The sequence below is a fragment of the Dyadobacter sp. UC 10 genome, assembly GCF_008369915.1.
In the GTDB taxonomy this organism is placed as follows: Bacteria; Bacteroidota; Bacteroidia; order Cytophagales; family Spirosomataceae; genus Dyadobacter.
This window is the reverse complement of sequence record NZ_VSRN01000001.1, coordinates 194,229-209,493: the sequence shown is the minus strand read 5'-3', so window position 1 is coordinate 209,493 and position 15,265 is coordinate 194,229. Positions and strand designations below refer to the sequence as shown.

The 15,265-nt window shown below is 48.9% G+C and carries 9 protein-coding genes; 7 read left to right on the top strand and 2 right to left on the bottom strand.

Annotated features, from left to right (window positions below; translation table 11 throughout):
• Window positions 1-89: 89 nt before the first annotated feature.
• Both FXO21_RS00740 and FXO21_RS00735 read right to left on the bottom strand, forming a co-directional pair.
• Entirely contained in the window at window positions 90-827 is a 738-nt protein-coding gene (locus FXO21_RS00740; RefSeq protein ID WP_149638303.1) for an IclR family transcriptional regulator, read from the bottom strand.
• A 63-nt stretch (window positions 828-890) separates the two neighbouring features.
• Window positions 891-1,661: an SDR family oxidoreductase gene (locus FXO21_RS00735; protein ID WP_149638302.1), complete on the bottom strand. Its 771-nt coding sequence runs from the start codon at window positions 1,659-1,661 to the stop codon at window positions 891-893.
• A gap of 286 nt (window positions 1,662-1,947) precedes the next feature.
• Between FXO21_RS00735 and FXO21_RS00730 the strand changes: the two genes are divergently transcribed.
• The 7 genes from FXO21_RS00730 (at window position 1,948) to FXO21_RS00700 (ending at window position 15,250) form a co-directional block, all read left to right on the top strand.
• The gene (locus tag FXO21_RS00730; protein WP_149638301.1) at window positions 1,948-4,980 is read left to right on the top strand and encodes a SusC/RagA family TonB-linked outer membrane protein; all 3,033 of its coding nucleotides are present in this window, start codon (window positions 1,948-1,950) and stop codon (window positions 4,978-4,980) included.
• A 57-nt stretch (window positions 4,981-5,037) separates the two neighbouring features.
• Entirely contained in the window at window positions 5,038-6,735 is a 1,698-nt protein-coding gene (locus FXO21_RS00725) for a RagB/SusD family nutrient uptake outer membrane protein (protein ID WP_149638300.1), read from the top strand.
• A gap of 79 nt (window positions 6,736-6,814) precedes the next feature.
• Window positions 6,815-7,681: an alpha/beta hydrolase gene (locus tag FXO21_RS00720; RefSeq protein ID WP_192579133.1), complete on the top strand. Its 867-nt coding sequence runs from the start codon at window positions 6,815-6,817 to the stop codon at window positions 7,679-7,681.
• A gap of 3 nt (window positions 7,682-7,684) precedes the next feature.
• On the top strand, window positions 7,685-9,091 hold the full coding sequence (locus FXO21_RS00715; RefSeq protein ID WP_149638298.1) for a glycoside hydrolase family 28 protein: 1,407 nt from the start codon (window positions 7,685-7,687) through the stop codon (window positions 9,089-9,091).
• A gap of 10 nt (window positions 9,092-9,101) precedes the next feature.
• Window positions 9,102-11,228 (top strand): glycosyl hydrolase 115 family protein, encoded by a 2,127-nt coding sequence (locus tag FXO21_RS00710; protein WP_149638297.1) that lies wholly within the window; start codon window positions 9,102-9,104, stop codon window positions 11,226-11,228.
• Window positions 11,229-11,249: 21 nt separating this feature from the next.
• The gene (locus FXO21_RS00705) at window positions 11,250-14,072 is read left to right on the top strand and encodes a GH39 family glycosyl hydrolase (RefSeq protein ID WP_149638296.1); all 2,823 of its coding nucleotides are present in this window, start codon (window positions 11,250-11,252) and stop codon (window positions 14,070-14,072) included.
• Between the two features lie 20 nt (window positions 14,073-14,092).
• Complete coding sequence (locus FXO21_RS00700; RefSeq protein WP_149638295.1) at window positions 14,093-15,250, top strand: hypothetical protein; 1,158 nt, start codon at window positions 14,093-14,095, stop codon at window positions 15,248-15,250.
• Window positions 15,251-15,265 lie beyond the last annotated feature (15 nt).

Below are 15,265 nucleotides of genomic sequence, written 5' to 3'. Positions count from 1 at the left end.
TTGATTGAAATGCACAATCCCGGACCGGAAAATCACTGGTCCGGGATTGTGCATGATAGGCTATTCCCCCGGGGGATGCTTCTTGCTGATCAGACATCCAGCCGAAGCCTTATTTTCTCTCCTGCATTCCTTAGCGCCTGGATGATTTCTTTTTTTCTGGGCAATGAAAATCTGGATTCAGGCATAAAAATACTTAGTGCCGCGATGACCCTGTCGTTTTTACGAATAGGCACAGCGATCCCTATTATGTGCTTCACAGAATGGGTAATCACAAGTTCTTCCTGAACAATTTTCTCCAAAGCTAATTCGAGACCTTCCCTGGTATTTGCTTCTTTCCAGGTTTCAGTGGTTGGAATTCCATTGCTATTGATGAAATTTTCTCTCTCCCGTCTCGATAGAAAAGCGAGCAGTAGTCTGCCGGTTGCAGTTTCGTAGACATTCCGCTCGCTCCGGCTCCGTACCTGTAAATCCTGGTCGCTGTTCACCAGATGAAGTACAAAGCGTTTCTGGTTCCGAAGTATCCCAAGCAGGGAGGTTTCGTTGACCTGGTTTGTCAGCTCTTCCATCACATCCTTCGCTGCCATGATCAGGTTCTGGTTGTACGAAAGGTTGTTGGTGAGGTTGAATGCCATCGGGCCCAGCCTGTAACCTTTTTTTCTGCCCAGGTGTTCAATGTAATTTTTGCTCACCAGCGATTTAAGTATGTTCGCGCAGGTGGCCTGGTTCAGTTCCAGCTTTTCAGCAATTTCAGTAAGTGTGTAGGCCTTGTCCGGGTCCTGGGCAACATATTCCAGGATATCCAGCGCCTTGATGATGACTAGTACCATTGTGTTTCGGTCAAATCTTTATATGACAATTTACATTCAATAACCTCACTTTATGAAGTCGCGTTACCGGCCCATCCAGCCGCCATCCACGGTAATTATGCTTCCGTGCACATAGTCTGAAGCCGCGGACGCCAGAAAAATAGTCGCGCCTTTAAAATCATCGGGAGTACCCCAGCGGCCTGCCGGAATGCGGCCCAGAATAGATGCGCTGCGATCGGGGTCATTCCGCAATGCCTCGGTGTTATCGGTATTGATGTAGCCGGGCGCTATGGCGTTTACGTTGACACCCCTTCCGGCCCATTCATTGGCGAGTGCTTTTACGATTCCGCCAATGGCCGATTTGCTCGCCGTATAGCCAGGTACGTTAATGCCGCCCTGGAATGTCAGTAACGAAGCTGTAAAAATAATCTTGCCCGACCCGCGCGCGACCATCGTGCGGCCGATCTCACGGCTGAGGATGAATGGCGCATGGAGATTCGTATTGATAATGGTATCCCAGTATTCGTCGGAATGCTCTTGTGCCGGCTGGCGTAGGATGGAACCTGCGTTATTGATCAGTATATCAATGACCGGAAAGTCGGCCTGGACCTTTTCTATAAAGCTATAAAGAGCCCCACGGTTACTGAAATCGCATTGATAGGCTCGGAATTGACGACCCAGCGCATGAACCTCTTTTTCAATTTCGCTGCCGGAAAGTTCCAGATTGGCTGAGACACCTATGATATCCGCCCCGGCTTCTGCCAGCACCGCCGCCATTGCACGCCCAATCCCTCTTTTACAGCCGGTAACCAATGCTGTTTTCCCGGTCAAGTCAAACCGCTTGAATATGTTCATAATTTTATAATGCTAAATTAAAATTTCTTTGTCCAGGCAATATTATAGTATTATGGAATAATTTTCAAATTCGGAACAAAATTTTTCAAATAGGAATATCCGGGGTAAAACAGCCATTTATTGGATTTTATAAAATGTTTAATATAAATTAAGCAATATTAAGACTTTATAGAACAGGATTTAAACCAAAATTAATTGTACTAAAAGTTGCTGAAAGTGCTGTTTCATAGTAATATTGTATTGTGAAATTATTATTTATCATTATTAAATTATAAACCACTTCACGATGCGAAAGTGTTTTACAGCCCTGCTAAAACTGGCGATGCTACCAAGCCTGCTAGTCCTCTTAACCCTGGTATACACGCCTTCTTTTGCGCAGCTGACGGTTACCGGTACTGTGTCTGATGAAAGCGGGCAACCTGTGCCAGGTGTCAATGTGGTGGAAAAAGGAACCACGACGGGTGCCTCCACCGGTGTGGATGGCAAGTACGTTACCAAAGTGTCGTCACCAAATAGTGTGCTGGTGTTCTCATTTGTGGGATACGTGTCCCAGGAAGTGACGGTAAATAATCGTGATCTAATTGATGTGATGGTATCGCCGGACGATAAGTTGCTGGGAGAAGTAGTTGTGGTCGGATATGGGACGCAGAAGAAAAAGGACCTTACCGGCTCCATCGCTTCAGCTAATCTGCAAGCCTTCAAGGAATCGCCAAACGTCAGTATATTACAATCATTGAAAGGGGCATTGCCGGGCCTGACAATCGGGCAGACAAACCAGGCCGGGCAGGAAGCTGCTATCAATATCCGCGGCGTATCTACTTTAAACGGAAATACATCTCCACTCATCATTGTCGACGGGCTTATTTTTAACGGACGGCTGTCGGATATCAACCCGAGTGATGTAGCCAGTGTGGATGTTTTGAAAGATCCGAGCAGCAAAGCCATTTACGGTTCGCAGGCCGCCAATGGTGTGATCCTGGTGACAACCAAATCCGGTAAAACAAATCAGAAACCCTCGATCACCTATTCGGGCAGCTTCGCCGTCTCTTCACCTACTATCAATGCAAAATTGCTGGATCGGGAAGGTTACCTTCAGAAAGTACGTGACATCAATTATTACAATTCATACACAAAGGAATCGGGCTATACGCAGACCAATCCGGGCTGGGATTTTATCAACTCCGATATGAACCCACCTTTGCTTGCAGGTATCGGCGCAGGCAACAATTATGACTGGTTTGGCAATCTGACACAGGATGCGCTGATCAGTAATCACAGCATCGGAGTTTCGGGCGGCTCTGAAAAGACGACCTACTTTCTTTCCGCTGGTTATACCGGGGAAAAGGGTTTTATCAAAAATGATAATTATAAACGATACACCGCGCGGCTCAACCTCGACACGGAGGTTACCAGCTGGCTAACAGTCGGAGCCAATACGTCGGGTACATTTACTGATTTTTCCGGCGACGCACCTAATGTGGGCACCATTGCAGTCACCTCACCGCTGGTATTACCCTGGGACGCAAATGGCGATTTTGTTATCAATCCGGTTGGAGATGCTAATAATAACGCCTTTTTACAGTCGACCAACGACAACTTCGAAACCCAGAGCCGCCTGGTGGGCAATGTCTACGGGATCGCGAAAATTCCTGGGATCAAAGGTTTGACCTATCGGGTGAATTTCGGTAACAATGTTAAGTTTTTTAAAGAGTTCGGTTCCAGTATCTACGGTGCAGGACGGACGGGTTCGGCTTTCAAAAACAATGCTTATCAGTATGAGCAAACCCTGGACAATATCCTGAGCTACACTAAAACGATTGGCAAGCATAACATCGGCGCCACTGCGGTGTACGGATACAATACCGGCAAATATGAGCGCACGGCTGCAAGTGGCAGCGGGTTCTCGGATCTCGACCTTTCTTACAACAACCTGGCGCTCGCGGAAATCAGGAATATCGAATCCAGCGCTTGGAAAGAATCATTGTTATACCAACTCGCCAGCGCGACGTATAGCTTTGACGGTAAGTACCTTTTTAAAGCGACGGTGCGGCGGGATGGTTTCAGCGGTTTTTCCAAGAACAATAAAACGGCGATTTTTCCATCGATCGGGTTGGGCTGGGTAATCTCGGAAGAGCGCTTCTTTCATATATCTCCCATTAATTACCTGAAAATCAGAGGTAGTTATGGTGAAAACGGAAATAAGGTCGCACGATACAGTTCTCTGGCTCTCGTGAAAGCAGAGGATGAGTCGAAATATGTTTTTGGTGACGGAGGGACGACCCAGGTCGGCCGGAGCGTAAATACGCTCGCCAATAACGACCTGAGATGGGAGAGGACAAAAGGGATCAATATTGGAATGGACTTCGAGATCCTGAAAAGTAAAATTGACGGAAATATTGAATATTATAACTCCGATACCTACGATCTGCTCTGGTCCAAAGTGTTGCCGCAGACTTCCGGCTTTTCAACGGTATTGAGCAACATCGGTCAGTTGAAAAATACCGGGCTGGAATTCATGGTTCACGGGGCGCCGGTAAAAGGCAAAAACCTGAGCTGGGATGTGACGTTGAACTTTTCGCGAAACCGAAATAAAGTGGTGAGTTTGCTGGGAGACGATTTGAATACCGACGGCAAGGAAGACGATCTCATCGCCAGCGGACTGTTCATTGGCCGGTCTATCGGGACGATTTATGACTATAAAGTGAATGGCATTTACCAGGTCAACGATGAGCGGCCGGCAGGATTCGAGCCGGGCAGCCACCGCGTGGTCGACCAGAATGGTGACGGCAAATATACGCCTGCTGACGATCGGGTTATCCTGGGTCAGTCGGAACCTGCCTATTCATTTGGGATCCAGAATACGGTTTCATACAATCAGTTCACGCTACGGCTTTTTGTTAACTCCATCCAGGGCGGCAAGGACGGTTACCTGAAGGCCAACTTTCCACAAGGTAATCTCAGCAGCCGGGGGAATGCCACTAATTCCAATTGGTTTGATTTCTATGATTACTGGTCGCCGCGTAATGCCGATGCCAAATATGCGACGCCATGGGTGGGGTCACCTGTCGGAGGTAATGCGCGCGGGTATTACCAGCGCAACTTTGTCAGACTGCAGGATATTTCGCTTTCGTACAATTTCGACAAAACCGTGACGGATAAGCTGAGAATGCAAAATCTCAAATTGTTTGTGAGCGGAAAAAACCTGCTCACACTTACGAAGTGGGATGGCTGGGACCCGGAAACCGGCGTCGGAATTGATTCACGAAACCCGTATCCGGTCATGAAATCGTATTCTTTCGGCCTGGAAGTATCCTTTTAAAATCACCCTCTATTGTTCAGACTATTCCTACCCGTTTAACATACAATAGCAAAAAGTATGAAAACCAATCTATTTAAAATCAGCTTGTTCGCGGCTTTAATGGCGTGTAGTTCCAGTTGTAAAGAAGAGAGCTTCCTGAATGAGGTACCGCTGGATTTTTACAGTCCTGAAAACTCTTATGTGAATGAAGCGCATTTCGAATCGGCCCTGGTTGACCTGTATGCCAAGGTGCGCACAGAAACGAGCGTTACTGCCAATGCCAATGAGTATACCGATGTGCTGGGCACTGACGTGGCCTTTAACGCACGCCTGGATAACAATCGGCTGGCGGATTATAACAACACGATCACGCCGCAGAACAACGTACCCAAAATCCACTGGGTGAACATGTACAAAATCATCTCCAATGCCAATACGATCCTATCCAGGCTGTCGGTTTCCGAGGTCCCGGAAGAAAAGCAGGCCATTATTGCAGCCGAGGCGAAGCTTTTCAGGGCGTGGGCTTACCGTTACCTGGTTCATATTTATGGCGGGGTACCTTTGATCCTGGAAGAAGCCACGTCGCCGAAAAGCGATTTTGTGCGGGCAACGCGTGATGAGATTTTTAGTCAGGTTATCAAAGACGCCACGGAAGCGGCCGGCATTCTCCCGAATGTTGCCGGTGTGGCCGACGGGCGGTTGAACAAATCAGTCGCCAATCATATTCTTGCGGAAACGTATCTTACCTTAAAACAATACGACCAGGCCATTGCCGCAGCTACCGAAGTGATCGAAAAATCGTCACTGGCGTTGATGACAGTGCGTTTCGGGAGTCTGAAAGATAAGCCGGGCGATGTCTATTATGACCTGTTCCGGGCGGGGAACCAAAACCGGAGTGCGGGAAATACCGAGGCGATCTGGGTGGCCCAGTACGAGGTCGATATACCTGGCGGCGGTCTCACATCGGCCGGTTCGCCTACCAATCAGCTTGAACGCGTGGTGGCGCCGGTTGCATTTACGCTCAAAGATCCAAAAGGTGCAGCGGTGGTACTGGATAACCTGCCGGCCTCCACGCTCAATGTCGGCGGGAGAGGCGCGTCATTTGTGCAGCCCACCGATTACTATTTGTACGATATCTGGGGCCTGGACCCGAAAGCCGATAACCGCATCATTAAATCGACGGACATCCGGACTTCTCCATTCAACATCGTGCGTGATTTCATTTATACCAATCCGGCATCTGAATACTTTGGAAAAAGCATGATAGATTTCCCCACCTCTCAGTGGGTACAGCAAAGCTGGCGCTGGTATCCGTATCCTTCCAAGGTGACCACGCCGGGCCAGCATCCTCCGGGATTGATGGAAGATCCGATTGCGATGACGCTCAAAGCAACCGCTGGCGCGACGTATCGCGATATGTACCTGATCCGGCTTCCGGAAACCTACTTTCTGCGGGCAGAGGCTTACTTGATGAAAGGTGACCTGGCAAAGGCGGCAGCTGACCTCAATGTAGTCCGTGTGAGATCGAATGCGACACCGGTATTGCCAGCGCAGGTAAGCCTGGAATATATCCTGGACGAGCGGGCCCGCGAACTGACTTTCGAGGAAAACCGCCGGTTGGTATTGGTTAGGATGGGTAAGCTGGTGGAGCGGGTACGGAGGTATAATCCATTGAACAAAGGCAATATCAACGACCATAATATCTTGTTCCCCATTCCGTACTCGGAAATTGAAGCAAACAAGGATGCGAAACTGGAACAAAATCCCGGGTACTAGGGAAAGGCGGCTTTTGGTGAATAGATGTCATTTATGGTCAGTGGTCGTCATTGGTTGTTTTTGGATGAATGGGGTTTGTGTGGCGCAGACTGAAATTGAGATACCGCTTTATGCATCGAAAGTGCCTAATTCGATACCAGCCACCCAGCCTGAAAAGAGGACTTTTAATGCTGCCGGGCAACTGACAGCATTGTCAAAAGTGATTGCGCCGCGACTGATCGTATTTCGTCCGGCTGCGGCCAATGGAACCGGAATTATTATTTGCCCGGGTGGCGGCTACCGCAACCTGAATATTGAAAATGTAAGGTTCATTGCTCAACGGTTAAATAAAATGGGTATCACCGCTTTTGTACTGACCTATCGCCTTCCTGCCGACAGTTTGATGGTCGACAAGTCGGTTGGGGCGATGCAGGATATCCAGCAGGCTTTCAGGGTGGTTCGCAAAATGGCGGCTGAATGGAAGTTGAGCCGCATTGGCGTCTGGGGTTCCTCGGCTGGGGGACACCTGGCGGCGATGGCGGCCACGCATTGGAACAAAGCCTATGAGACAGGAAAAGACACCGCGAATTTGCGACCTGATTTTGCGGTTTTGGCCTGGCCCGTGATCACTTTCAATGGAAGCGACGCGCATAAAGGCTCGGTTCAGAACTTGTTGGGAAGTAATGCCACGGAGGCACAGATCAGGGAATTTTCACCAGAAGAAAGTGTCGACGCCCAAACGCCGCCCACTTTTCTCGTCCACGCCGGCGACGATCCCACGGTTTCATTCCAGAACAGTATGCTGTTTTATCAGGCATTAAAAAAACAAAAGGTACCCACTGAGCTGCATATCTATGAAGAGAAAACGCACGGTTTCGGGATCAATCCGGAGGTGAAGCATTCATGGATGTCGCAGCTGGAAATATGGCTTACTAACCGGGGGCTTATTCCTTCCAATACGCATTAAACGATGAATTTGAAAGATTTCGCCTTTTACTTACTCTTCATGATGCTGGTAGCATCCGGAGCAGTGTTTGCCCAAAACACTCCATCTGCCGTGCCGTTTCCATTCCCGGAGATGAAAGCGCCCGTATTCCGGAAAGAGAAGTTCGATATCCGGAAATACAGGGCGAAAGAAGGGGGCATCACTTTGAATTCCGAGGCGATCCGGAAAGCGATTGTGGCTTGTAATGCGGCTGGCGGCGGTTCGGTAATCGTTCCGAAAGGTATTTGGCTCACGGGTGCCGTCCATTTGAAAAGCAATGTTAACCTGCATCTGGAAGAAGGGGCAGAACTTCGTTTCAGTCAGAAATTCGCGGATTACCTTCCGGTAGTGCTGATCCAGCGCGGTGGGTTCTTTTGTTACAATTACTCGCCTTTTGTGTATGCCAAAGATTGCGAAAACATCGCGGTGACGGGCAAAGGTACTTTGAATGGACAGGGTCAGGTTTGGTGGCCGTGGAAAAGTAAGCAGCCCGGAATGACGCAGTTATTTCAAATGGGAAAAGCTGGTGTGCCGATCGAGCAGCGGGTATTTGGTACTGAAAAAGCAGGCGTTCGCCCGCCATTTATTCAATTTTTGGAATGTAAAAATATCCTTTTGGAAGACATTACGGTTGTCGATGGGCCTTCGTGGAATGTGCATCCCGTTTTTTCTGAAAATATCATCATCTGGAAAATCAAGATCAGGGCGCACGGGCCAAATAACGATGGTATTGACCCGGACGGCTGTAAAAATGTGCTCATTGAAGATTGCGATATCGATGTCGGCGACGACAATATTTGCCTCAAATCCGGCCGCGACGAAGAAGCCTGGAAAATAGGCAGACCGTGTGAAAATGTAGTGGTACGCCGTTGCAGCACCAAAGCCGGACATGGAGGATTTGTAATCGGCAGTGAAATGTCGGCGGGAGTGAAAAACGTGCTGGTCGAGGATTGTCATTTCGCCGGTACAGACCGCGGGTTGAGGTTCAAATCCAGGGTTGGCAGAGGCGGAGTTGTGGAGAATGTGTGGGCCAGAAATATTACCATGACGAAGATCAAAGGCGAAGCGATCGTCTTTGACCTGACTTACGACAGCGAACCCATCGAAAAAAATATGAACTATGGCAAAGGCTCTGCCCCGCTGGCAAATGCGCCCGTTTTCAGGAATTTCAACATCAAAAACATGGAATGCGATGGCGCGAAAACAGCAATTAGCCTTCGTGGCCTGCCGGGGAATTACCTGCATCACATCACGTTCGACAACATTAAAATCAATTCTAAAAACGGCGTCTTTTGCAGCAATTCCCAGTTTATCGATTTCCGGAATATGGCAATAAAGCATCAAAACGGCGAGGCTTTTCAGATAGAAAATAGCAGTTCAATACAGTACTGAACAGAAACTTATGAGATATTCAGCGATCATTTTTTTCCTTATTTCGGCTTATACCTCTTTTGCGCAAAGTAAGGCAAAGCAGCCTTTTACGCTGGTTAGTGAGCAAAATCAGGCTACGATCATTTTGCCTGAAACAGAGCCTGAATGCGTTCGGCTGGCTGTGAATGACCTGGTGCATGATGTAGCGCAAATCAACGGGAAAAAGTTACGGGTCGTTTCCAAAGATGACGGTAAGGTTTCCGGTTCGAAAATCCATGTCGGAACCGTAGGTTTATCGGATTCGCAGATTAAAAAATACAATAGTAATGCAGCCTCCCTCAAAGGAAAATGGGAGGTGTATGAAGTGAAATCCAATGGCGGCAGCCTGGCGATCAATGGGAGCGACGAGCGGGCAACCATGTTTGGGATCTATCATTTCATTGAGGAATATCTTAAAGTCGATCCGCTGTATTTCTGGTCGGATAAGCTACCGGAAAAGAAGTCGGCACTTCAATGGGAAAGGGTTCAGATCAGCCAGAAAAGTCCATCTTTCCAATACCGGGGCTGGTTTATCAATGACGAAGATCTGCTGACCGAATTTTACGAAAGCGGCGGCAAACGGAATATTGACTATCCGTACTATGGTCAGGTGGTGAACCCTGCATTGATGAGCAAAGTCGTAGAATCACTGGTACGCCAGCGCCTGAACCTCATTATTCCGGCCAGCTTTATCGACATCCGAAATCCTGCCGAGGCTGCATTGGTGAAGGAGGCTGCGAAACGCGGCGTGTTTATTTCCATGCACCATGTGGAGCCGATGGGTGTGAGTGCATTTACTTTTTTTAATTATTGGAAGGAAAAAACGAACGAGAAACCGCTGTTTTCTTTTTACAGCAGCCGGGAAAAACTCACAGAAGTGTGGCAGGTGTATGCCAAAGAATGGGCGAAATATCCGAATGTAATCTGGCAGATCGGTTTGCGCGGCATCGCCGATCGTCCGATGTGGATGGCGGATCCCGGTGTGCCTCAATCGGATGCGGACCGGGGAAAACTGATCTCCGACGCCATGGCGACACAAATGGAAATCATCAAAGAAGTTGACAAACGTCCAAACCCGCCCATTACAACCACATTATGGGCCGAAGGCTCGACTTTGAACCAGGCCGGGCATTTGAAAATTCCTGAAAAAGTAACCATCGTATTTTCCGACAACAGTCCCGGCTGGAAATGGCAAAACGATTTCTATCAAACCCCGCGGACGAACAACAATACGTACGGCGTGTACTACCACCACCAGCTCTGGGGAGCAGGCCCGCACATCGCCCAGGGCATTTCGCCGCAGCATACCTACCAGGTTTTTCAGGAAGTACAAAAAATGAAAAGCAATGCATATGCGATCATGAATGTCTCGAATATCCGCGAGTTTCAGCTCGGTCTGGCTTCTTCGGCGCATATGCTTTATAATTTAGAATCGTATGATCCTCAGGTTTTTATGAAGGAATGGACGGGCGTTCAGTATGGTCAGCATGCAGCTGCCGCCAAAAAAGCATACGATCTGTATTTTGAGTCTTTTGTCGTGCACGACAAGCAAAGGGTGGCCATGCTCCTCGACGGGCAGACCCGCAATTTTGCCCTGAATTACTTGAAGAAACTCTCGCAGCAAATCAGCGATCCGGAGGCATACCAAGCCGCCGAATTAAAAGCAAAGCAAGCATCGACCGAATCTGACTGGGGAAAAACCTCGTTGAGCGACGCGCACCCGCAGCCGCGCGACGAAAACGAACTGCTTGAAAAGGTCCAGAAACAACAGCAAGCCCATCAAAATGCATTGACCGAATCGCTAAACGTGCTGGCGAAGCTGGAAACGCTGCAAAAGACTTTTTTCGAAACCAACCTGATTTCCCAAACCCGCATAATGCTCGGTCTGGAAGAATGGCTGAAACAGGTACTTCTCGCCAAAAAAGCAATGCATGAAGGGCAGCCGGATCAATGCAAAAATCACCTGCAACTGGCGGTTAAGTCCATTGACGGGATCAATGAAGGAAAGGCGATGAATGTAAAGTCGGACAAATGGGCAAACTGGTACCGGGGTGATAAGAAAATGAATATCAATGCTTGTAAAGACGCCACTGAAAAGGTTTATAAACTTTTGAAATGAATTGAACCACCTAAATCCATTATGATGAAAAAAAGTCGTTTTCAAAATTTGAGCCACTGGGTCGCCGGCCTGCTATTAGCCAATTGCATGGGTACCGCGGCGTTCGCGCAGTCACCTGCCGGGCTTCCAGCGGGGCTTCCAGCTGGGCCACAAAATTTTAAGGAAATCGGGTCGGTCAAGACACGTTCGGCCAAAGAGATCAAAGCTTCGAGCTGGTCGATCGGGGGCGAAACCATGGACCGCGACTACACCGATTATCAATCCTATAAAAAATACCTCGACGCGTTGGGCGCCAAACGGATCAGGCTGCAAGGTGGCTGGGCCAAATGCGAAAAAGTGAAAGGGAAGTACGACTTTGCCTGGCTGGATGCAGTTATTCCCGATGCATATAGCCGCGGTGTGAATCCCTGGGTAGAACTTTCCTATGGAAATCCGATCTACGAAGGTGGCGGCGAACCTAAACTCGCCGGTCGCATTCCCACGTCACCAGAGGCATTGGAAGCCTGGGACAAATGGGTAAAAGCGATCGTGAACCGTTACAAAGGACAGGTAACCGAATGGGAGATCTGGAATGAGCCGGACATTAATCCCAAAAATACCGGAGATGAATTCGCTGATTTCTATATACGTACCGCAAACGTGGTCCGGTCGCAGCAGCCTAATGCAAAGTTTCTTGCGATGGGTATTGCGGGTGTGCCCAGGCTGGAATTTCTCAGACCTTTTCTGGAAAAAATAAAAGCTAAAAACGCGCTTGATCTGATCGATGTCATTACCTACCACGGGTATGCGCCGAACCCGGATACCTCGTATCCCAAGATTGAGGAAATGCGAACCTTCGTGGCCGGGTATAGTACCAAAATTGGTTTCATGCAGGGCGAAAACGGCGCGCCATCAACTCCCAGTAATGTAACGATCGGCGCATTGAGGCAATACGACTGGACGGAATTGAGCCAGGCCAAATGGGACCTGCGCCGGATGCTGGGCGACCACGGACGCGGCATTGCCACCAACCTGTTCACGATCAGCGATATCCATTATGCAGCGGGCGACCACATGACGGGTGTGAATACGAAAGGGATTTTGAAAACCAATCCGGATAAAACCATTGAACGTCCCAAGCTGGCCTACAAAGCCGCGCAGCATGTGTTCTCAATCTTCGATTCCGAAATGGAGGCATTGACGACTCAGATTCCGAAAACAGATCAAGAAAACCAGTCTGTATTTGCCTATAAACAAAAAGGAAGCGGCAAAATGGCTGTGACCATGTGGTGCAACGAGGCGCGCCCGGCAGAAACCTACACCCCAAAAAGCAGCAAAATTACCGTGAATGGCGCGTTCAAGGAGCCGGTTTACGTAGATCTTATCTCTGGAAAAGTGTATGAGATCCCCAAAGCAAACTGGAAAAAGGAAGGCGCTGCTTTTACATTCAGCGGCATTCCAGTGCCCGATTATCCCGTATTGATCACTGAAAAATCGACATTTACATTACTCACTTCTTCCATTGATACGCCGGATTTTAAGTACCTGGGAAAGGTGGAGCCGAAGCATGCGCTGGATATCAAATCGTCCAACTGGTCGGTAGGTGCCGAGATGATGGACCGGGATTTCACGATTTATGCCAACTGGAAAGAATATCTGGGAAAATTGGGTGCGAAAAAGGCAAGGATACAGTCTGGCTGGGCGAAAGTAGAGAAAACAAAAGGCAGTTACGATTGGGCCTGGCTCGATGAGATCGTGTATGATATGGTGAAACAAGGTGTAAAACCCTGGATCAACCTGTCTTACGGAAACACACTTTATTCCGGTGGCGGCGGGACTACTTTAATGGGCGCCGTTCCGCAGTCGGACGAGGCTTTGGAAGGCTGGGGCAAATTTGTAAACGCCATTGTGTCCAGATATGGCAAGGTAGTCGACGACTGGGAAGTGTGGAACGAGCCTAACTATAAAGTGTCGCCCGAAGGGTATGCAAAGTTGCTGGTACTATCCGCAGAAATCATCCGCAAAGTGCAGCCGAAAGACAACATCATTGCATTTGCAATGGGCAGCAAAGTGGATTACGAGTATGCCGACAAAGTGCTGGCGATTGTGCAGCAACAAAACAAAATCCATTTGATCGACGAGATCAGCCATCACAGGCACATCAAAATACCCGAAGACCGCGGCACAGAAATCGAGCTGGAAGCGGTGGTGAAAAAATATAACCCCAAGATCAGGATCAGACAAGGTGAGGGCGGATGCCCGTCGGAATGGAACGACAACTTTGCGCTGAACAAATATCACTGGAGCGAGCAAATGCAGTCGAAACACATTTTGCGCAGGCTGCTTACCGATCTGGGAAATGACAAGGAATCGTGCCTTTTCACGATCATGGACGCCCGCTATCCACAGGAGTGGAACCACAAAGGTTTGCTGAAAGCCAATGACGACAAAACGGTGGCCTATGCAAAACCAGCTTACTACGCATTTCAGAATGTAACCTCCGTTTTCGACGACCGCCTCACACGATTGGAAAAGTATCCGTTTGCCATTCAAAATCACCACGACAGGAAAGTGTCACTTTATGGGTATGCCGGCAAAGGAAAGCAAAGTCAGATTGTAACCGCCTGGTTTTCTGATAGCATTCCTTCCAATGTGAATGATAAAACACTTTGTGATCTGTCTTTTGATAACGGGAGTTTTGAAAACCCGGTCTGGGTGGACCTGGCCTCGGGAAGCGTGCACGAGATTCCGAAATCCAACTGGAAAAAGGAGGGCAGCAACGTTCATTTCACCAAAATTCCGATGTACGACTCGCCGATCCTGATCGCGGAGAAATCCCTGATCCAGATCGCCAAAGCAATGTAAAGTTCTTAAACCCATTAAAAATGACTGATATCAACACGCCTGGCTTCGAGAGGATCAAACAGACTTCCCTGAATTTTGTGAATGCGATGAAAATCGGCGATACGCCTGGCATTTATCGAAAAGAAAAAGGCGATGGCGAAAGCTTTTATGGCTCTTACCATGCAGCGCACATCCTGGATTTATTTGGGGAACTACCAAAATTCTCAGATGAAGAAAAGGCGATCTGGGCGCAGCAGTTTCAGGACCGGCAAACGGATCAGGGCTATTTTTCGAGCAAAAAAGAAGATAAAACCCGGTTCCGCACATTGGAAGAAATGGAGCCTGTATGGCATTACACCCGCGGGAATATCTGGGCGATGCGCGTTTTGGGCGTGAAGCCCGAGAAAGAATTCGCATTCCTCGAACCGTTGCTGGATGCTGAAAAGCTTTATAAATGGGTCAAACATTACGATTGGAGCAATTCCTGGGCTGCGGGAAATCAGGTACTGGCGGCTGCCACGGCATTAGTTGCCGCGCGCGACTGGTTTGGGATTTCCGAGGTCGATAAAGTTTTGGAAGAAGGCATGTACCCCGCATTGGAAGAATTGCTTGATGAAAACACCGGTTTCTGGGGAACACAATTTGGCGCCGATCTGCCGAATGGATTGTTTGGTACCATTCACGTAACCCCCATTTATTTCGCCCAGGGCTGGCCGCTGCGGGCTGTGGAACGCAATGTGGATTCCACACTGGCTTGCCAGTTACCCGACGGTTCCTACTGGCCGGGCGGCTCCGACTGCCCGGATTTCGACGGCGCATACATGATCGCCAACCTCGCCGAACTGACCGATTACCGCCGCGACGACCTGATCGCCGCAGCGCGACTTTACCTGGAACATGCTTTAAAGCATGAAGATCCGGCAGGAAACGGCTGGCTTTTACACCGCATTGACAGCAAGCCTGCCGACTGGGTGCCGCGCCCGCACTGGATCTGGAAAGAAGGCGGTACCAACGCCACCGCCGAGCTCCGTGACGAAGACCCGCAAAGAACGCATATCATGCTCGGATCGTGGTTTTACCCGCTTTCCATTGCATTGATCAGCCATTTTCTAGGCGATACCGGCTATGAAGGAAACTACCATTTCAACTCGCATTCCTTGCACGTATGCAATGTGTTCAACGAGCCATTGAATCTCTAAACCCATTGAAAAATA